Origin of the sequence: Lysinibacillus sp. GbtcB16, from assembly GCF_019091145.1 — a bacterium.
Taxonomy (GTDB): Bacteria; Bacillota; Bacilli; order Bacillales_A; family Planococcaceae; genus Lysinibacillus; species Lysinibacillus fusiformis.
This window is the reverse complement of record NZ_JAGXJV010000001.1, coordinates 1034459-1054647: the sequence shown is the minus strand read 5'-3', so window position 1 is coordinate 1054647 and position 20189 is coordinate 1034459. Positions and strand designations below refer to the sequence as shown.

At 39.1% G+C, this 20189-nt stretch carries 16 protein-coding genes; 8 read left to right on the top strand and 8 right to left on the bottom strand.

What is annotated here, in order from left to right:
- Positions 1–114: 114 nt before the first annotated feature.
- The 3 genes from KVT27_RS05060 (at position 115) to KVT27_RS05050 (ending at position 3199) form a co-directional block, all read left to right on the top strand.
- Positions 115–1341, top strand: coding sequence for a ferredoxin reductase family protein (locus tag KVT27_RS05060; RefSeq protein WP_217580867.1), 1227 nt, complete (start codon positions 115–117; stop codon positions 1339–1341).
- Positions 1342–1741: 400 nt separating this feature from the next.
- On the top strand, positions 1742–2368 hold the full coding sequence (locus KVT27_RS05055) for a nitroreductase family protein (RefSeq protein ID WP_217580864.1): 627 nt from the start codon (positions 1742–1744) through the stop codon (positions 2366–2368).
- Between the two features lie 345 nt (positions 2369–2713).
- Complete coding sequence (locus tag KVT27_RS05050; protein ID WP_036146529.1) at positions 2714–3199, top strand: hypothetical protein; 486 nt, start codon at positions 2714–2716, stop codon at positions 3197–3199.
- Positions 3200–3227: 28 nt separating this feature from the next.
- Here the strand turns inward: KVT27_RS05050 and KVT27_RS05045 are convergent, their stop codons facing one another.
- Positions 3228–3467, bottom strand: coding sequence for a DUF3658 domain-containing protein (locus tag KVT27_RS05045; protein WP_217580862.1), 240 nt, complete (start codon positions 3465–3467; stop codon positions 3228–3230).
- A 109-nt stretch (positions 3468–3576) separates the two neighbouring features.
- Between KVT27_RS05045 and KVT27_RS05040 the strand changes: the two genes are divergently transcribed.
- The gene (locus tag KVT27_RS05040; RefSeq protein WP_217580860.1) at positions 3577–4746 is read left to right on the top strand and encodes a pyridoxal-phosphate-dependent aminotransferase family protein; all 1170 of its coding nucleotides are present in this window, start codon (positions 3577–3579) and stop codon (positions 4744–4746) included.
- A gap of 98 nt (positions 4747–4844) precedes the next feature.
- Here the strand turns inward: KVT27_RS05040 and KVT27_RS05035 are convergent, their stop codons facing one another.
- Together KVT27_RS05035 and KVT27_RS05030 are read right to left on the bottom strand one after the other, a co-directional pair.
- Positions 4845–6176, bottom strand: coding sequence for a D-serine ammonia-lyase (locus tag KVT27_RS05035; RefSeq protein ID WP_150907833.1), 1332 nt, complete (start codon positions 6174–6176; stop codon positions 4845–4847).
- Positions 6166–6639, bottom strand: a complete 474-nt coding sequence (locus KVT27_RS05030) for a YaiI/YqxD family protein (RefSeq protein ID WP_008181474.1) — start codon at positions 6637–6639, stop codon at positions 6166–6168. Before KVT27_RS05030 ends, KVT27_RS05035 begins: the two co-directional genes overlap by 11 nt.
- A 174-nt stretch (positions 6640–6813) precedes the next feature.
- On the opposite strand from KVT27_RS05030, the gene gdhA reads away from it, so the two are divergent.
- The 3 genes from gdhA (at position 6814) to KVT27_RS05015 (ending at position 9878) form a co-directional block, all read left to right on the top strand.
- Positions 6814–8187 (top strand): NADP-specific glutamate dehydrogenase, encoded by a 1374-nt coding sequence (gdhA, locus tag KVT27_RS05025; protein WP_036124917.1) that lies wholly within the window; start codon positions 6814–6816, stop codon positions 8185–8187.
- A 217-nt stretch (positions 8188–8404) separates the two neighbouring features.
- The gene (locus tag KVT27_RS05020) at positions 8405–9091 is read left to right on the top strand and encodes a phosphoribosylaminoimidazolesuccinocarboxamide synthase (RefSeq protein WP_036146539.1); all 687 of its coding nucleotides are present in this window, start codon (positions 8405–8407) and stop codon (positions 9089–9091) included.
- A 133-nt stretch (positions 9092–9224) separates the two neighbouring features.
- Positions 9225–9878 (top strand): Yip1 family protein, encoded by a 654-nt coding sequence (locus KVT27_RS05015; RefSeq protein WP_036146542.1) that lies wholly within the window; start codon positions 9225–9227, stop codon positions 9876–9878.
- Between the two features lie 39 nt (positions 9879–9917).
- Here KVT27_RS05015 and KVT27_RS05010 read toward each other — a convergent pair whose 3' ends face one another.
- The 5 genes from KVT27_RS05010 to KVT27_RS04990 form a co-directional block, all read right to left on the bottom strand.
- A complete protein-coding gene (locus KVT27_RS05010) occupies positions 9918–11666 on the bottom strand; it encodes a methyl-accepting chemotaxis protein (RefSeq protein ID WP_036124910.1) in 1749 nt (582 codons plus the stop codon).
- A gap of 228 nt (positions 11667–11894) precedes the next feature.
- The gene (locus KVT27_RS05005) at positions 11895–13097 is read right to left on the bottom strand and encodes an NAD(P)-dependent malic enzyme (protein ID WP_150907834.1); all 1203 of its coding nucleotides are present in this window, start codon (positions 13095–13097) and stop codon (positions 11895–11897) included.
- Positions 13098–13492: 395 nt separating this feature from the next.
- On the bottom strand, positions 13493–14323 hold the full coding sequence (locus tag KVT27_RS05000; RefSeq protein WP_036146548.1) for an MBL fold metallo-hydrolase: 831 nt from the start codon (positions 14321–14323) through the stop codon (positions 13493–13495).
- A gap of 369 nt (positions 14324–14692) precedes the next feature.
- Entirely contained in the window at positions 14693–15502 is an 810-nt protein-coding gene (locus tag KVT27_RS04995) for a sulfurtransferase (RefSeq protein WP_036124906.1), read from the bottom strand.
- 10 nt (positions 15503–15512) lie between these two features.
- Entirely contained in the window at positions 15513–19124 is a 3612-nt protein-coding gene (locus tag KVT27_RS04990) for a dynamin family protein (RefSeq protein WP_217580858.1), read from the bottom strand.
- Positions 19125–19388: 264 nt separating this feature from the next.
- On the opposite strand from KVT27_RS04990, the gene KVT27_RS04985 reads away from it, so the two are divergent.
- Positions 19389–19811, top strand: a complete 423-nt coding sequence (locus KVT27_RS04985) for a DUF4183 domain-containing protein (RefSeq protein ID WP_208704447.1) — start codon at positions 19389–19391, stop codon at positions 19809–19811.
- Positions 19812–20189: the final 378 nt, after the last annotated feature.

Genomic DNA, 20189 nt, shown 5'->3' with positions numbered 1-20189 from the left:
ACATACATATGCCCAAAAGGGAACATACATTCCGAACGTACGATCTAAAATATTTTCATCCAATAATTGTATAGCCATAAAATATATGGTTAAAAATAAGAATGGAGGTTATTTATGAAAGCGTATAGAGGACTACTACTTGTTATTTTAACGATGGGAAGTAGCGCATGCCTTTGGTATTTTGCTACACCGCTGACACCCATTCATCCACTGAACAAGCTTGCCCATATTATTGGAGGCTTAGCGATTACAGCACTCTTCCTTGTATTTCTTTTCTCTACAAGAATGAAAATATTAGAGCGCTGGTTTAATGGGCTAGAGCGCCTAAATTTTTATCATAAAGTTTTAGCCATGTTTTCACTTGCGTTCATCATTATTCATGGACAATTGCAAAAGATGGTTCCTGATGAAGATCGGCCACAAACATCTTTTCGTGAATGGGCGAAAGAGCTTGGTGAGCTCGCACAATATGGCTTTATTATTTTGATCATCCTCGCATTCCTAGCAAAATTTTTAAAATATGAGCATTGGCGCTGGCTACACCGCTTATTGCTGCTTCCTTATACATTAGGCATTTACCATACTTATTTTTCGAGCGAATATGATTTATTACAGCCATCAGCATTAGGTATTTTCACAGCTCTTACGACAACCATTGGATTTATGTCTGCCCTGTATATGATAACTATGTATCAAGATATGTTCTTCCCGTATAACGGAACTATTTCCAACATTCAAAAATTGAATGCCCATGTTATCGAATTAGAGCTAACCCTCACGAAAAAACTTCATTACCGCCCTGGACAATTTCTCTTTCTAAAAATCTTTCAGGAAGGCATTGAAAAAGCACCACACCCCTTTTCTATTTCTGGTGGAGATGGAGAAAAAATTAGGGTGACGATTAAAGCAGTCGGCGATTTTACAAAGCAGGTCTACAATGAAATACAAGTGGATACCCCTGTTGCCATTGATGGTCCTTTTGGTCATTTTGACTTTGCCAAAGGAGCCAATCAACAACTTTGGATTGCTGGGGGCATTGGCATTACGCCATTTATCGCCTATTTGCAAACAAAGCCAACTAAGAAAATCGATTTATATTATTCCTTTCATGGTGTAAATAATGTTGTTTATAAAGATTTTTTACTTAACTATGCGCAATCCAATGAGCAATTTACGGTCACTTTTATAGATACTACTCAGGTGGACAGACTTTCTTTTGACCAGCTGACCATACCAGCTCATACAAGTATTTATCTATGTGGACCTGAAAAAATGATGAAGCACATCAAATCGTCCGCCCCTACTAGCCATATAGAATGGGAGGCATTTAAATTAAGATAGTGAGGGTTGCCCTTCAGACTGTAGACAAGCTCAAAGAATTTGAGTGGATCTATAGTCTTTTTTAATGATTATCACTACGGCTGGACGGTTTCGTGCTACATCCCTCCCATCAGAAAATATCCCCTCTATCCACAGCCTCGACTTCCGCTTTTCTCGCAGAGTCGCCGTCCTTCGTTCCAATACCTATTTTCTAAGACCAAAGCTAGATTCTTTCAAAAGCATGAAAAATGCAGTGATTGCTTCTTGCCAATTTTGAGCTTGATGCGTCATGACATCTAGGCGATCACCACCTCATCGAAAATCCTATATTCAAGACTCTTTAATTCGAGCAATTTACTTGGAATTTGAAATCATTTATCGTATAGTAAAAACGCATCTTATAATGAAGGAGTCAAAATAAATGACAGTGACAAAAAGCAATTTAAATAAAGTTATGCATGACCGTAAATCTGTTCGTAAATACGACGAAAATTATAAAATTCCTCAAGAACAACTAGAGGAACTACTAGTAGAAGCCACTTCTGCACCATCTTCAAGTAACTTACAGCCATGGCGCTTTATAGTCATTCAAGATGCGGCAATGAAAAAAGAGTTACGTGCCATTGCTAACAATCAAGAGCAAGTGGAAACTTCCTCAGCTGTTATTGCTGTCCTAGGCGATACAAAAATGTACGAAAATGCTGAATCGATCTTTACAAAAAATTTCGATCTTGGTTATATTAATGAAGCAACAAAGGATTTAATGATTAATAATTCTATGAACTTATATTCTCAGCTTCCTCAAGAGGTTTTAAAGAATATCGTTACATTTGATGCTGGTCTCATTTCCATGCAAATCATGCTTTTAGCAAAAGACATGGGCTATGATACAGTACCAATGGGCGGATTCAATAAAGAAGCCTTCGCCAAACATTTTGAATTAGCGGATCATATCGTACCCGTTATTTTAATTGCGATTGGTAAAGCAGCAGCCCCTGCCTATAATTCTTCACGTATTGAGCTAGAGCATATCGCCAAATTTATGTAATACATGTAAAATTGTCACCTTTCTATATGGGAAGGTGACTTTTTTTCTGAATAAAATGGCATGTCAGATGCCACTACAAACATAGGATAGTAATGTTTGTGAGCAGTACAAGGTAAAAAACTTTAAAAATGATTCTCCTAAACTAGCAAATTCATTTTCCCAAGGATATTTTTTGCATTTCTTTCTTTCATTACTCAAAAAATCATCATAAAAGAATGAATAAAAAATTTCTTTCTAGTACATTTGTGCCGTTTCTACTAAATATTACATATAAATGGTTGTAGATTAAACATAATAGGATTGGTATCATTAGGAGGTATTTTCTTAAGAAGGGAGGTTTTTCTGATGGACTATAATTATTATTACTCTGATTTGGATGCAGCCATGGGAGGCTTATTTATTATCCTAATTTTAGCAGCTCTTGTTCTTGGGCTAATCGCCTACATTATTAGTGCACTCATTTATTTTATGACATCTAAAACAAATGGTTTTGGAGATGTAGCCTATATTGCTTGGATTCCTATCATTAATGTATACAGCCTTTTCCTACTGACTGCCGGTGGAGATAATCGAGAAACGATTCGTGCAACAGCTCTAAAAAATACCCTTATTTATGCAGGCTTGTTTATCGTTTCGTTTATACCAGTTATCGGCTTCCTCGCATCTCTAGGTATGGTGGGCTTTACATTGTATTTCACATATCGCCTATTCTATCGCTGGTGTGGTGAAACTGGTAAGGCTGTACTTTACACGATTCTTATGGTTATTACAGGCGGGTTGTTCTTTGCGATTTACGGTTTAATGCGCATGAACAGACCTTTCGCTGCCTAGTTCACTATCCTAAAACCTCTTTAAGTCTTTAGACTAAAGAGGTTTTTTGGCGTATTTTCACATAATAATCCCGCGTAGATTTAGGAATACCTTTTAATGCTAGGGTGCCATTATAGATTAAATATCGAATTCTATATTCTAAATAAAAGATGTTTGGCGGTTCCTCCATTCTAGCAAGTAGCTCTAAAAGAAATGCTCCAGTTTGAATAAAATTCACATGTCCCTGTTCCTGATGCAGCTTGGTCTCCTTTTCAATTTCTAGTATCATGACAAACTCTTCCTTTATTTAATAAAAAAGCAGCTAGCCCCTACAAGAAGTATGTTATTATTATAGTTAGAAAATTTTGAATTTCTGTCAAGTAAAGGGGATTGATAATATGTATGAAAATATTTTAAGACATCCGGGACCAACACCGATTCCAAAGAGAGTTCAATTGGCGATGAATCGAGATATTTTTAGTCATCGGAGTCAAGAATTTGTGGAATTATACCGAGAGACGATTGAAGCCGTAAAGCCTGTCTTTGGCACGACACAGGACATTTTACTTTTGCCATCAGGCGGGACAGCTGCACTTGAAGCTGCGGCAGTCAATACGGTTGCGGCTGGTGAAGAAGTTGTGGTCATTACTGTTGGAGCATTCGGTGACTATTTCGTTTCCATTTGTGAGCAATATGGCTTCCATGTACATAAGCTCGAAAAAGTATGGGGACAAGCTTGCACTCCTGAGGAGCTACGAGCATTTTTACAGCCATTACAAAATATTAAAGCGGTTTTCGTCACATATAACGAAACATCTACAGGCATTTTAAATCCAGTCGCTGAATTAGCACAAGTGATTCATGACGAAACCGATGCTCTCGTTATCGTGGATGGCGTAAGCTGCATCGGTGGCGCGCCTGCTGAAATGGATGCTTGGGGTATTGATATTCTCGTGACAGGCTCCCAAAAAGCGATGATGCTTCCGCCTGGACTCTCTCTTATCAGTGTGAGCGAACGAGCTTGGCAAGTCATTGAAGACAATCAAACGCCAGCATATTATTTAAATCTATTAAGTTATCGTAGTTGGGCAGAAAAGGGGATGACGCCAAATACTCCTGCTATCACGCTGATTGATGGCCTGCATGAGGTTTGTCAGCTAATTGAACAGGAAGGCGGCTTCTCACAGACCATTGCCCGTCACGAGCTGATGAAAAACATGGTACGTAGTGCTATGAAAGCTTTACACATCGAGCTCTTAACGGAAGATCAATACGCCTCCCCTACCATTACAGCGATTAAGGCACCAAAGGGTATTGAGCTTGGTGAATTTTTAACGCACCTTAAGCAGCAATACCACTTAGATTTTGCAGGTGGTCTTGGTCATCTACAAGGTAAAATTTTCAGATTCGGCCATATGGGCTATTGCTTCCCAAGTGATATACTACAAGCCGTATCCTTATTGGAGGCGGCACTCCAAGACTTTGCTTATGACTTCCAGCCAGGCGCAGGCGTCCTTGCAGCCCAAGAGGTATATTTAGCAGGTCAACGTAAAGCATTGCAACGTTAATAAGAAAACAGGTGAAGAATTTTTCTTCACCTGTTTTTGCGCTTTTGAATAACTTGATTGGGGCAAGACTTTCCCTGTTTGATCAAAAAGTATCATCTTTAACAACCTAATTCTCTGCTCTTAGCCAAATACGTAGCACGCATGCTATCTGGGACCATGCTGCCACCTGTTGCCCAAACAAGATGGGTTGCCTGCGCCATATGCTTTGTTAGTCCGCGCTGAGCTAAATAGTGTTGACCTTTTTGGGACAAGCGAATAGCGCCAAACATTCCTGCATGTGCAGATGGCTCTAAAAATAGTTTTTCGCTATCGATAGCTAAACCTAAAGAGGTAAACAGCTCTTCATCTGTCACTGTATAGCAGCCACTTATATACGTCTCCATTACTTTTCCTACAAACTTGGAGGCACGACCCACTGCAAGACCATCTGCTTCGGTTTTATTATCTAATTCTATATCCTCTACACTGATAGCATCATGAAGTCCAGTCATTAAGCCTAGCGTCATACATGGTGAGGCAACAGGTTCTGCGAAGAAAATATGCACATGTTCCCCAAATATTTCTCGTAATCCGTAGGCAACACCGCCTGGTCCTCCCCCTACCCCACACGGTAAATACACAAACAATGGATGTGTAGCACTGACTGGAATGTTCATGTTTTCTAATTGCCCTTTTAAACGCAATGCTGCAACTGCATAGCCTGCAAATAGATCCTTTGAATTTTCATCATCAATGAAATGACACATAGGATCTAATTCTGCTTCTTGACGCCCCTGTTCAACGGCAACACTGTAATCAGCCTCATATTCAACTACCGTGGCACCTTTCTCTCTAAGTAAAGTCTTTTTCCATTCCTTGGCATCACTCGACATATGTACAACGACATTAAAGCCGAGCTTCTTGCCTATAATGCCGATACTTAAACCTAAATTTCCAGTAGAGCCAACCGCAATGGTATATTGCTGAAAGAAGGACTGAAACTCCGCTGATGCTAATCGCTCATAATCATCTGTTACTTGAAGCCTCCCACTTGCTAATGCCAGCCTTTCAGCATGCTTTAAGACCTCATAAATGCCTCCCCGTGCTTTGATGGAGCCTGAGATAGGTAAAGCATGATCCGATTTTAAAAGCAACTGACCTCCTATCAACACACCATATTTTTTTTCAAGCGCGCTTTTCATAGCAGGAATTTCTAGAATGTCTGATTCAATTAATCCACTACTTTCCTCAAGCTCAGGGAATGCCACTTTTAAATATGAAGAAAAGCGTTGTAACGTTTCCTCTGCCTCCTTTACTTCTTGCATAGTAAAGAGCGATGTTTCCGGCTGTTTCACCCAATTTGTATTTTCCCAAAGTACAGCATCTTTAGCTGCCATCGATTTTAACTGTGGGAATTGCTCTAAAAGATCATACTTACGTTCATTTTTCACCTGTAGAGTCCTCCATTTTTTGTGCAAAAATCGCTCGTTCACAAATTTGTCGAAATTTCATTTCAAACGAAATATTGTTTTCTTGTGTCCTTTTTTTAGGGCCCTTGGTGCGTCCACCTGCTCGTCGAATTTTTTGACCGACATGACGCATATCGAGCAAGCGTTCGATATTTTCATTAGACATTTCTCGTCCATTTTGATCAATTGGATACCCCCCTCTTGCTAAAACCATTGCCGCTAGCCCATAATCCTGTGTTATGACAATATCGTGTTTTGAAAGCGCGTTCACTAGCGTAAAATCAACCGAATCAGGACCTTTCGGCACCATAATTGTTATTACATTATCACGTTCTACACGATGGGATGTATCGCAAAACAAGATAGTTTCAATCTCAAACTCAGATGATACAGATAGCGCCAAATCCACTACTGGACAGGCATCAGCGTCTATAAGAACCTTCACAATAAGGCATCATTCCTTTCTCATAATTAGATGAATACTATCACCTAACGTTATTTTAAAATATCTTTTTCCTAACCCCTCTTGCTCAATTTTTCACAAACTAAAAAAGTATTTTATTGAATAGTTTGAAAAATAAATATACGATACACCTATCAACTAAATGGGGGTTTTATTATGACAATCACAACTGTTAGCAATGAACAATTAGCTAAAGAATACGTAGATGGCGTATTCGAGCAACTTAAACAACAGAACTGTCATCAAGCGGAGTTTCTACAAGCAGCTGAAGAAATTTTCATTTCATTAGTACCTGTATTCGTCCAACATCCTGAATATATTAAGGCCAATATTTTATCTCGTATTGTTGAGCCTGATCGCATCATTTCTTTCCGTGTTGCTTGGCAAGACGATACGAACCAAGTGCAAGTAAATCGCGGGTATCGTGTACAATATAGCAATGTCATGGGGCCTTATAAAGGCGGCCTACGCTTCCACCCTTCGGTAAATGAATCCATCATTAAATTCCTAGGCTTTGAACAAATCTTTAAAAATGCTTTAACAGGGCAACCAATCGGTGGTGGTAAAGGTGGGTCTAACTTTGATCCGAAAGGTAAGTCAGATTCAGAAATCATGCGTTTCTGCCAAGCCTTCATGACTGAATTATACCGCCATATTGGTCCAGATGTCGATGTTCCTGCTGGTGATATTGGTGTAGGTGCTCGTGAAGTAGGTTATTTATGGGGGCAATATAAACGTCTAACTAAAGCTAGTGAATCAGGTGTATTAACTGGGAAAATCCCTGGTTATGGTGGGTCCTTAGCACGTAAAGAGGCAACGGGTTATGGTACAGTTTATTTCGTGAATGAGATGTTAAAAGATGCGAACGATTCATTTGAAGGAAAAACAGTGGTTGTTTCTGGTTCTGGAAATGTTTCGACGTATGCGATTGAGAAAGCACAACAATATGGTGCAAAAGTAGTTGCTTGCTCTGATTCCGCAGGCTATATTTATGACCCAGAAGGCTTAGATTTAGATGTTATTAAAGAAATTAAAGAAGTTAAAGGTGATCGTATTTCAACTTACGTAAGTTACCGACCAAATGCTACTTTTACAAATGGCTGCACAGGCATTTGGACGATTCCTTGTGACATCGCTCTGCCATGTGCTACTCAAAACGAAATTAATGGTGAGTCAGCTCGTACATTAATTTCTAATGGGGTCAAAGCAATTGGCGAAGGTGCCAACATGCCTTCTGATCTTGAAGCAATTAATGAATTCTTAAATGCTGGTGTATTGTTCGGACCAGCAAAAGCAGCGAATGCTGGAGGAGTTGCTGTATCAGCTCTTGAAATGGCACAAGATTCAAGTCGCGTATTTTGGTCATTTGAAGAAGTAGATGCGAAACTTCATCAAATTATGAAAGATATTTATTCAGATAGTAAAGCTGCTGCTGAAAAATACGGCTTCCCTGGCAACTTAGTGATGGGGGCAAACATCGCTGGCTTTATTAAAGTGGCAGATGGAATGCTGGCTGAAGGCATTTATTAATAACTGCCCTAGCTATCTAGCATAAATCCTCCAGCGAGTTTACGAAGCATTTCAAAAACACAAGGCGATGACGATTATTCGTTATCACCTTGTGTTTTTATTATAAATCAGCAATAAACGATAGAAATAAACACACAAAACGAACATTTTTAATGTTAAGCATTTAAAATATTCGTGTTATAATTTTAGAGTACTATGAATATTGGGAGGTCTTTTTGTGGAATTAATGTATACAGGGAAAACGAAGAATGTGTTCAAATTAGAAGATGGTCATTATTTATTAAAATTTAAAGACGATGTAACAGGTGAAAACGGCGTGTTCGACCCAGGCGCTAATACGGTTGGCTTAACAATTGATGGGGCTGGCTTAGCGGGTTTACGCTTAACTTCTTATTTCTATTCTAAATTAAATGAACAAGGTGTTCCTACTCACTATGTAGATGCCAACTTTGATGATGCAACAATGACTGTAAAGCCTGCAACAGTTTTCGGAAACGGTTTGGAAGTAATATGCCGCTTTAAGGCTGTTGGCTCCTTCTTACGACGCTACGGTGCCTATGTGAAGGAAGGCCAAGACCTTGATGCCTTTGTGGAAGTTACCATTAAAGATGATGAGCGCCAAGATCCTCCGATCTCTGAAGATGCATTAGCCATGTTGAACCTGTTAACACACGAAGAATATGCCATTTTAAAACAACGTACAATTGAAATTTCTACATTTGTTGGAACTGAGCTGGCTAAAAAGGGCTTAACGCTTTATGACATTAAATTGGAGTTTGGCCGTGATGCCCAAACTAACGAAATTTTATTAATCGATGAAATTTCTGGTGGCAATATGCGTGCTTACAAAGGTGAGCAATACATTGAACCATTAGAGCTTGAAAAAATGATGTTAAGTCACTAATAAGAGCCGCCTTTGTGCGGCTCTTTTGTTATAAAAATAACTTATTTTTACTTTCTACGAAACTTTTCACTGTATCACTCGTATACTAACTATGCGTAACATGCAATTATTCTATTATTTTGGAGGTAGTTTGATGGAAAACTTTAATGACACACAGAAAGAAGAAAGGCCAAAGGTGAATCCGTTTATATCTGTTTGGTTACATCCAAAGCAAACCGCTCGCTATATGATTAACGAAAAATCAATCGGCTTTGCTATTTTGATTATGTCCATCGGTTATATCGGTTCTATCATGTCAGGGCTGACGGATTCGGAGATTTTCACTGATCTTTCTCCTTGGTTATTGGCTTTATTGTGTGTAATTTTTGCTCCAATCGCTGGTATTATCGGGACAGCTATATCCGCTCTAATCACATGGCTATTTGGTAAACTATTTAAGGGTACTGGCACGTATTCAGACTTATTTAAAGGGCTGAGCCTTACAGCTGTACCATTTATAGTGCTTATTCCATTTTATTTAATATGGTTATTCACTTCACCAGAATCTTTACTAGATCCAAACTTTATGGGCTCACTGCCATGGATTTTTTGGCCAGCTATTTTAGCTTCTATTGTTGTAACGATTTGGTCTTTCGTCATTTCAGTCGGTGTGGTAGCAGAAGCACACCAAATCTCTAATTGGATGGCCTTTTTCACTATCTTTATTCCTGGAATTATTTTATTCATCTTGTTCTTCGTTCTTTTCTTCATTATTCTCGTTGGGATTATTGGTGTTGGCATGATGTAAAAAAATCTCCCCTCTCATTTAAGAGAGGGGGAGATTTTTTTATAGTTTAAATTGGGCAATCAATGTCTTTAATTCTAAAGCTAATGTTGATAATTGGGCTGATTTCCCCGCCATAACCTCCATTGAGCTACTTGTCTGTTCTGTTGTCGCCGTTGTTTGCTCTACACCTGCCGCAGATTCTTCTGCGACCGCAGCGATTTCTTGAATAGCGCTATTCATTTTTTGACCATCTTCAGTTACTTTTGATAAATTGCTGGAAATCAATTGAACACTTTCTACTACATCATTAATAGAATGACTAATCGTCGTAAACGTTTCACTCGTAGCTTTAATTTGATTGGTACCTTCTTTTACTTCCTGATAGCCATCCTCTAATGAGCTCGTAACGACATCAAAATCTTGCTGAATATTTGTGACAATTGATGTAATATCATTGACAGAAAAGGCTACTTGTTCTGCAAGCTTACGTACTTCATCCGCAACTACCGCAAATCCTTTGCCATGTTCCCCAGCTCTAGCAGCTTCAATCGCGGCATTTAAAGCTAATAAATTCGTTTGATCGGCAATATCTTTAATGACCACCACCAATTTTGAAATTTCCTGTGCTTGGGCATCTAAATTTTTTACTTTCTCTACGGCATTTTGTACTATGCCATCAATCTTACTCATTTGAGAATTCGAAGATGTCATGAGCTGACTTCCTTCATTGGTTAAGCCTAATACTTCAACAGAAGATTGATGAATATGCTCCCCATGCTGATTTGTTTCACGTAAATCCGCAGTAAAACGTTCCATCAAGGACGTTAGTTCATTAGAATGATGCGCTTGTCCTTCTGCACCAGATGCTAATTCATTCATCGTAATTGCTACTTGCTCGGCACCCATATTCACTTCATTAGCTGATTGTGATAGCTCCTTACTGGATGTATTAATTAAATCAGACGCTTGAGCAATATTGTGTATCATATCCTTCAATTTAGCTTGCATTTGATTCATAGCGTTTGCCAGTTTGCCAATTTCATCTTTTGAGCGAATCGACATACTTTCTTGCGTCAAATCACCCTCCGCAAATCGCTCCATCGCTTGGACCACTCGGTTAATTGGTTTAGCCATACTACTCGCGTATTGCCAAATAACAAATATCCCGATAATAATAGCCACGCCAATCACAACAAGCGTTAATTTCAAAATACTCTCTGCGGGCTTATTAAAGTCTGCTAAATACGTACTGGCACCAATCACCCATCCCCAATACGGATCCGTTTCTGCATAGACCCCTTTTTCTTCTAGTTGATCAGAATTTGGTAATGGCCACGAATACGAGGCAAATCCACCACCTTCATTCCCCTTCGCAATGATTTCCTGCATATACTTAACCCCATTGTCATCCTGCTCATCCCAGACATTATTTCCCTCGATATTTGGATGCGCAATAGAGTTCCCTTTTTGGTCCACAACAAAAATATAACCACTCTCACCTAGTTTAATATTTTTATTAATAGGTCGCTTTCCTTCACTATCCATTTCACCTAAAATAGCGACCTTCACTTTCTCTTGTGCTTCATCTAAAGATAAATTGCCTGCCTCTACTTCTTGATTAAATTGTTCAATCATGGCAATGGTCATTTCCACACTGTTTCTTAAATTTTCTTTTCCCACCGACTCTAAATTTGATTTACTTTGTTGATAGCTTAGATAGCCTAAAGTAATAAGGGGAATCATTAAAAGCAATAAAGAGAAAGCAATCAACTTGGCTTTAATGGACCGGAATTGAACGAATGTTTTCATGTATTTTATCTCCTCTTTTATAGACTAAAGACCTATTTTTATTTAAAAACATTACAACATTATGTATTTATACTTTTTAATCTACCGCACAAGTTATTACCTTGTACTCACCAATTTTATTACATAAAAAACTAAACAACAACATTTTTCGAGCAAATTCGATAAAAAAATGTAGAAAAGCATATCTTTGCTTTTCTACATCTGCTGTATTTCAATATCTTTTATTTGTTAAACTGATAGCGCAGTAGTTTGTTGGAATAGTTCCGACACGCCAGATTCGACCGCTGCTCCGCTAACTGCACGAGAGACAATTGCAACAACACGCTCATCCAAAGATTTCGGAACAATATATTCCTCCGCGAGCTCCTCATCACTCACAAGAGAAGCAATTGCTTCCACTGCAGCGAGCTTCATGGTTTCATTGATATCCGTCGCACGTACATCTAATGCCCCACGGAAAATGCCAGGAAAGGCAAGGACATTGTTAATTTGATTGGGATAATCCGAACGACCTGTACCCATAACTCGTACTCCCCACGCCTTCGCATTTTCATACGTAATTTCTGGATTTGGGTTAGCTAATGCAAAGACCACCGGGTTTTCATTCATAGATGCAATATGTGCCTCTGTTAATAGATTAGCTACCGAAACACCGATAAAGACATCTGCACCAACGAGCGCGTCACTCAACGTACCATGTATTTTCTCTGGATTTGTTAAATGAGCAACCGCCTCTTTAATTGGATTCATCCCTTCTTTTCGTCCCTCATAAATAATACCTTTTGTATCACACATAAAAATATTTTTATAACCCATTTGCACAAGGATTCGTAAAATAGCGATCCCTGCCGCACCAGCGCCATTGATGACAACCTTCATTGTGGCAATATCCTTTTGCACAATACGATTGGCATTAATCATAGCGGCACCTACTACAATTGCTGTCCCATGCTGATCATCATGGAATACCGGGATATCACATTCCTGACGCAGCCGATCCTCAATTTCAAAACATCTAGGTGCTGAAATATCCTCTAAATTTACCGCCCCAAACGTAGGGGCAAGCGCCTTCACAATGCTGACGATTTCATCCGCACTTTTTGTATCTAAACATATTGGAAAAGCATCAACATTGGCAAAACGCTTTAACAAAATCGCTTTCCCTTCCATAACTGGTAATGCAGCTTTAGGCCCTATATCGCCCAATCCTAAAACTGCTGTACCATCTGATACAACTGCCACCATATTCCCCTTCATTGTATAGTCATAAACCAACGATGGATTTCTTTCAATTTCCACACACGGTGCGGCCACTCCAGGTGAATAAGCAAGGCTTAGATCATAAGAATCCTGTACTGGTACTTTTGAAATCACCTCTAATTTACCACTATAGTGTGCATGCATTTCTAAAGCTTTCTTCATGACATCCATTCCATCCCATCCTTTTCCCTTTGTTTTTCATTATATTTTAGAATCATATTACTTTGTGAAAATATAGTCAATGAATTTTCTGTCAATTTATTTTTCCTTTGGAAAATGCATTGTTACAAGACTTCTTATACATTTTTCTGTCAAATTAAACTTTTCACAATCAATTATTTCGAAATAATTAACATCCTATAAGAAGTAGTGAAAAATGTACAACTATCGCCTTTCAAGCTGTTCAATATTTCACATAGTATTTTTCTTGTGTAAATGAGATTTTTTTCACAAACTTATGTAAGCGTATCCATTGAGCCAATTGAGTTTGTCACAATTTATCCACATTTTTTCACAAAGTTTTTTATTATTGCTATTACAGCTTTTAAGCCCAACAAAAAAGAGTCCTATTGCAAGGACTCTTTTGTAAAGTGACGGATAAATGCATTGATTATATGTTTAGAGGACCATTGATCGCCAGACACTTTAACAATGGGATATTCTCGAGGGAAAATACTGGACGTCATCTCCTCTACTGAATAACCTTGTTGAAACAAGTGACGGACCTTCTCTTCCATTTCTTCAATATACGCTATTTTTTCTAGTATTCTATTTCGTCCATTGGCTAAATAGCCTGCATGACAACAATAAATTTCGTTAAAGTCATAGTTTAATAATTTCTTTAAGGAAGCTAAGGTATGTACAATATTTTCTTCATCGAGCACTACCTTGGTTTTCGTTTGAATGTATAAATCTCCCGTGAACATAGCACCTGTTTGGCGATTATAGAAAGCTAGGTGATCTGTTGTATGTCCAGGTGTTTCAATAACATCCCAGACAGCTGTTTTCGACTGCAATGTAGTCCCTATCGGCTGCGCTAGAAAAGCTGGCCGCTCCCCCCATAATGCTTGACGGTACAAAGGATAATCCCCATCCTTCGTACAAATCTGAAGAGACTCACCATGAAGATAAATAGGTACATCCCTTTGTTGCTGAAGCCACGCGGCATTTCCCGCATGATCCTCATGCGCATGAGTTAAGGCAATTTGCTCCATTGGTAAGTCTTTAAAAAAAGATTGAAACTCCTGTGCCAGCGAATTTGAGCCTGTATCAATTAATAAACCATCCACAAAAAAACTATACACACTCATACCGAAGCCCTGAATTGCTACCTTTCCAAGTGCACATTGTACATCACCGTGGTGTTGAACAACTATGCTCGTCTCACGTTTAAACATCCACTTTCCCCCTTTTAAAAGAGTGTAGCATAAAATGAATGGTGAGTCATTTTGATTTTGATCGGCTTTTTTAAGGGTTGGCTTTCCGTTATTTTTGCATTTTAGCCATAGATTCAGCAACTCTCTCTATTTGTTTCGAGCGAGCTAGGCGGGAGACGTTTTTGGCTCTATCCGTCACTTTTGGCTTTCTATCCGTCCGCTTCCAGGATTCAAGCATTTAGCAGCTCTACCTACGCATATCAAGCAAGCTAGACAGCTCTTTTTCCGCTCTATCCGTTACTTTTGTTATTCTATCCACCATTCTCCCCGTACTAGATCCACCTCTCCACAAAAAAACGCTCACCTTAGTGAGCGTTTTTGCTGTGATCCTTACTCATTTGTACCTTTTTCAACATCATATTGTGTAATCCAATCACTAAAGCTACCTACATATAATTGGATGTTTTCATAGCCTTCATCTGCTAATACTGCATAGAGTGGGGATGCGGTTACACCACTGCCACAGTAGACAACTATATGTTCATCTGGTGTCACTTTTTGACGCAATGCATCATTGGCCTGCAATTGACCCTCATTTTTTAATTGCTCCCAGTCAAAGTTTTTCGCGGTTGGTATATGGCCCGCTACTTTATCTAATGGCTCGACTTCCCCACGGTAACGCTCAGCCGCACGAGCATCTAGTAAAGTTGCTTTGACTTCACCGTCCACAATTGCCTTTACCGCTTGGCGTGGAGCGTAAAGCTCATCCTTCCAGACAAAATCAATGAAGGTTGGTGGGTATTTAACGACATCCTTTGTAAACGGTATTTTCATTTCCAATGCAGATGCGCCCCCATTAACAATGACCACATTTGGGAAACCAGCATACGTCAGCATCCACCAAGCACGTGGAGCGAATGGTGCTGCTCCTTGATCATAGATAACGATTTGATCTTCATAACGTAAGCCTAATTCTTGAAATACCGACGTTAGTTTTTCTTTGTTCGGCATTGGGTGACGACCATCTTTACTGTCCATATCAGATAGCTGCTGCTCTAAATCAATATAGATGGCTCCTGTTGCATGACCTTCTTCAAATGCTTTTTTTCCAGCTTCTTTGTCTTGTAAATCAAAACGAGTATCGATAAAACGGACACCATCAAACTGAATTTCATCCACTGATTTGAATACTTTTCCCATAGGAATCACCTCATGCGTATTGTAATTGTGCGTAAATCGCTTTCCAAGAAGCTAAACGGCTTTCTTCTTGAAGCGCCAATCTTTCTGTTTCGATTTGCTCAAGCGCTTGATGATAAATATATAAACGTAATTGTTCTGCTTCCTCTGCAATAAACGTAATCGCCCATGTCATGAGAGAAACTTTCTGTGCATCTAAATAATCCTGCGCATCTGGTTTTGTCAATGTTTCTAATGCCTCGCTCAGCTTCACTTTTTCATTCTTCTCAAAGAAAGCTTTTTGATTGCGGAAGTGAGATTTTACGCTCGCATATTTCGAAATCTCACCAAATGGACCTTCAAAATCAAGTAAATTTGGCTCAGAAGATTCAAATGCTAAGAACGAGAAGCTACGGTTAAGCTCTTTTAGCTCACGTACTTCATCTTTAAAGCGATGCTGCATTTTCTTGCTAATAAACTGTGATAAACGGAAGTTTGTAACACGCATTTCCTGTGTAAAGTCGAAACGTAAGCTTTGCATTACTTCCTTCAATGCATGATCCAATGCCTGCTGTGCTGGCATAGCCGCAAATGTTGAAGGATTATACCCTTCCTTAAAGAATTCAGGGTAACGATAGTAGACACGCTGTAGAACATAATAGAGAAGCTCATCAAGCTCTTGCTTTGTCTCACTTTCCAGCATACTTGTATTCAGCACACTAAACTTCGATTGAACATGCTTTTCAAGTACTGTTAATTCCTCTAAACGTTCATCCTTACGTTTTAGGTTTTCCTCTGTTTGCGCAATAAGGTCCGCTAAACGTTGCTCTGTTTTATCAACTTCCTCTGCAAGAGCCTGCACTGCTAATGCACTCAATTCATCATTTAAGAATGTATGGAAGTCATTTTCAAACGGTGGCATACCAGATGCTAAGTCTGAACCTTCTACCTTTTCATTTAACGCTAGAAGACTTGATACACCATACAGTCGTGGGAATCGAATTCCAAAACGCTGTAATTCTGAACGAACATAGCCTTTTACATCTTCCTGCTCCTCATCTGTTGTCGCTAAATCAATAGCATTTACAATAAAGAACATTTTATCCAGTTCAAATGCATCTTTTACACGACCAAGCTGAATTAAAAACTCACGGTCAGCTTTGGCAAATGCATGATTATAATACGTAATAAATAGGATGGCATCCGCATTCCGAATATATTCAAAAGCTACACCTGTATGTCGAGCATTAATGGAGTCTGCTCCTGGCGTATCCACCAATGTAACGCCCATGCGCGTTAATGGACTATCATAATAGAAGTCGATATTGTCCACAAAGCATGATTTATTTTCTTGCGCAACAAATTTTTCAAATTCAACGCGATCCACTCGAATAATAGTTCCAAGCTCAGACTTGAACGTTGGATACCCCTCTTTATAGGCACGAATAAATGATTTGTGCACATTTAAACGCTCATCTGTCAACTGGACAGCAAGCCCTTCGTCAGCACGATTATACGCTTCCTCCAATGAGTGGACGGATAAGCCAATCGCTGCATACGACCCTTGAATATCCTCTAACATTTGTTCGGCTGTTTTAAGCTGGACATCGGCCGTTTCGTGAGGATGCTCTGGTGTAACTGGACGAATTTTATTGATAGCTGCGGTTGTTGGGTTTGGCGATACAGGTAATACCTTCGCTCCCATCAATGCATTCGAGAAGGATGATTTCCCAGCACTAAAAGCCCCAAACAAAGCAATCGTAAAGTCTTTTTTCTGTAGGCGTTCTACTTTATTTTCTAGATATTGAGCAACTTCAGCAAAACCTTGTACTTCTTTTACAGCATTGGCGGTATGTAGAGCACGATTAATCACACCGTCGATTGGCAGATTCGTCGCACTAACAGTTTGCTGTGCTTCTTCTTGCTGAATGACTTGTTCTTTTGGTTGTAGCATGGACTCATCAAACAAACGAATCTCTGCTAAATCCTCTTTAAAGGAATTTTCCCACTTTGTTAGCTGCTCATTGGCAACTTTGCGGATTTCATTGCTCGCTTGATGCATAATGCTCGCACTATATTGTTGGTAGCCTTCGATTTCAAGTACAGCCTTAATAGCATCCACTTTATCCTGCATGCCTGCCATTTTTAACTTCGAAGGAGCCGCCGTTTCGGTTGCAACCGCTTCTAATGTTGTCGCTTGTGCTTTTTTCCAGCTATCTGTTTCCTGAATAAAATAGCGCTTTGTTGCCTCTGCCACGCGGTTGGCAAAGTTTAATACTGCATCACCTGTTAACAATGCTCCTGTTTGAACTTGCTGTTCAATTAATGTAAAAGGCAAGTCAAATGGATAAGCGTCAATAGCTGACGCACGTTCTTCATTTAAGGCACCGACGTCCTTCAATGCATTTTTCATAAGACCCTTTAAATGCCCTGTAATTTGCGCATGGACAACATTTTGATAGGCACTATAAGCATCTTCTTTACGACGGTAACGCTCTTCCTCTGTTTTTTTCTTCGCAGTAAAGAGCCCTCCTACCTTAAAGCCCTCCTGCATACTTTCTAAATAAAGACGTAAGCGATCACGTAAGTCAGCTGGCATAATGGCAGCATTGGCAAGCAATTCTTTGCGCTGCTCCTCAAATGTTTCGTTCCACGCCTCGACAGAGAACAGCTCTACTTGACGATTTAACTTGTTGTATTGCTCTAAAATATCTTGGTGGTTTGCCCAGTCATCTGCACTTAAAATCTCTTCATCTAACGCTAGACGATCCTCTTTTTCTTCCATTAAATAATGGTCATGCTCGCTTTGTAATAAACGCAATGTATTTGTTGCTGTTTGGACAAGCTGATCCTGCCAATCGTTCATACTATCCATCACAATTTTCTTGACGGCTTCAAAATCGTTATGTGGGTGGTCAGGCTCTCTCAATGATGTGAAAAATACACCCTTCGGCACAACGCCCCACGCCGCAAAGGAATTATGAACAGTTGCTTTAAACTCTTCAAAGCTCAACTCATTTTCTTTATGCTTATCAATCATATTAACAATCAAATAAACATTTGGATTATATTTCATTAATTGCTTCGTGAATTGGAAATTCAACTCCGATTGCACATGGTTGTAGTCCATTGTATAGAATACGATATCGGCAATATGGAGTGCAGATTCCGTCGACATACGGTGGGCATCATCTGTGGAGTCTACTCCAGGTGTATCCATCACGGTAACGCCAAACGGTAGTGTTGACGCACTATGACCAATTTCAATTTGCGATACCAAATCCCCATTTTTACTAAGCTCTTTGACTGTTTTAAAATCATAACCTGCCTCAAATTTAACAGGCTTTTCATTGTGCATATAAACAATCGCAAAGTCTTCCTCTGATTTATGCACTTTAACGATATTTGCACTTGTTGGAATCGGACTTGCTGCTAATAAATTCTCGCCAGACAGCGCATTAATCATACTCGACTTCCCGGCTGAGAAATGGCCTGCAAACCCAATCACATACTCTTTTTGCTGAATTTTCCGAGCAAAAAGTGATGTTTTATCCATGCGCTCCGTATCACCATTATGCTGATATATTATGTATTGCAAAGCGGCTTGCTTTAGTAGCCCCTCCAATTGTTGATCAAAATCTTTCATGAAACCAGTAACCCCTTTTTCGTTAATTATTCATAATTAGTATTCTACCTTATTCAACTAGCAAAGTATAACACTAATTTACGGTAAAAAGCATGTATGCCAACGCTTCTATCCAACTAGCATTTATAAAAAAAGCATGATTGTCTGAAATAATCCTTATCGAATGATAGATGCTCAACTAGATTGAATATTATTTTCTTCATATTTTATAGTAACTGAATTCGGGGCAAAGGTTAAATTTACAAGAATGGAGTGTGATAACACATGGTCAACCCTAAACATTGTCAAATAAGTAATAAAAGCTGTGATTGTAACAATGAGGATCGATTTATTTGGCCCCGTATAAAAGCCTCTTACGGTCCAATCGTTCCTCCCATTGAAGTTGTCCCAGAAGGCGTAGTCATTCCAACGATTAATAGATATTTTTATATTTTAACAAGCGATCTTGATTTAACAAACGGAGCAACCCTACCCGCTACTCTCTTTTGGAATGATCAGACAGATCCCATTTCTGAATTCGTGATTTTTACACCGAATGGCTATGTCAACTTGTATATTAATGCCGTTATGCAAGAGGGCGGTATTTATTCCCTATCAAACACGGCCTTAACCATTACTCCTTACGATGGCACATTATTTAGAGGAACGCCCATCATCATTGAATCATTAGGCTTCACCCTAAAATAAAGATAAAGGACGTAAATGGATGGCATTTGTATATTTGTTGACGTGCTGCGAACAGTAGGTTTTCTTATAACTTTCATTTTAAAAAGCACCAATACATGTAAAAAAACTACGAATGTATCGGTGCTTCTGTATTCTTATTACTATATTGTCACTTTTACTTTTATTTCTTACATATTAGGTTACCTGTTACTTGGTTTATAATGGATAGTTTCTCTGCTTTTGAGGTTTCTTGAAAGCTACTTTACAGGTTTACTTGCTGGCCCACTCACTTTATTTTTATCGTCCTTCAGCCCTAGCGCAGCATCAAGTTGCTTCATCGCTTCTTCTTTCGTTAGCGTACCCGCTTCTACTTGATCAAAAATGGCTTGTACCTTTTCT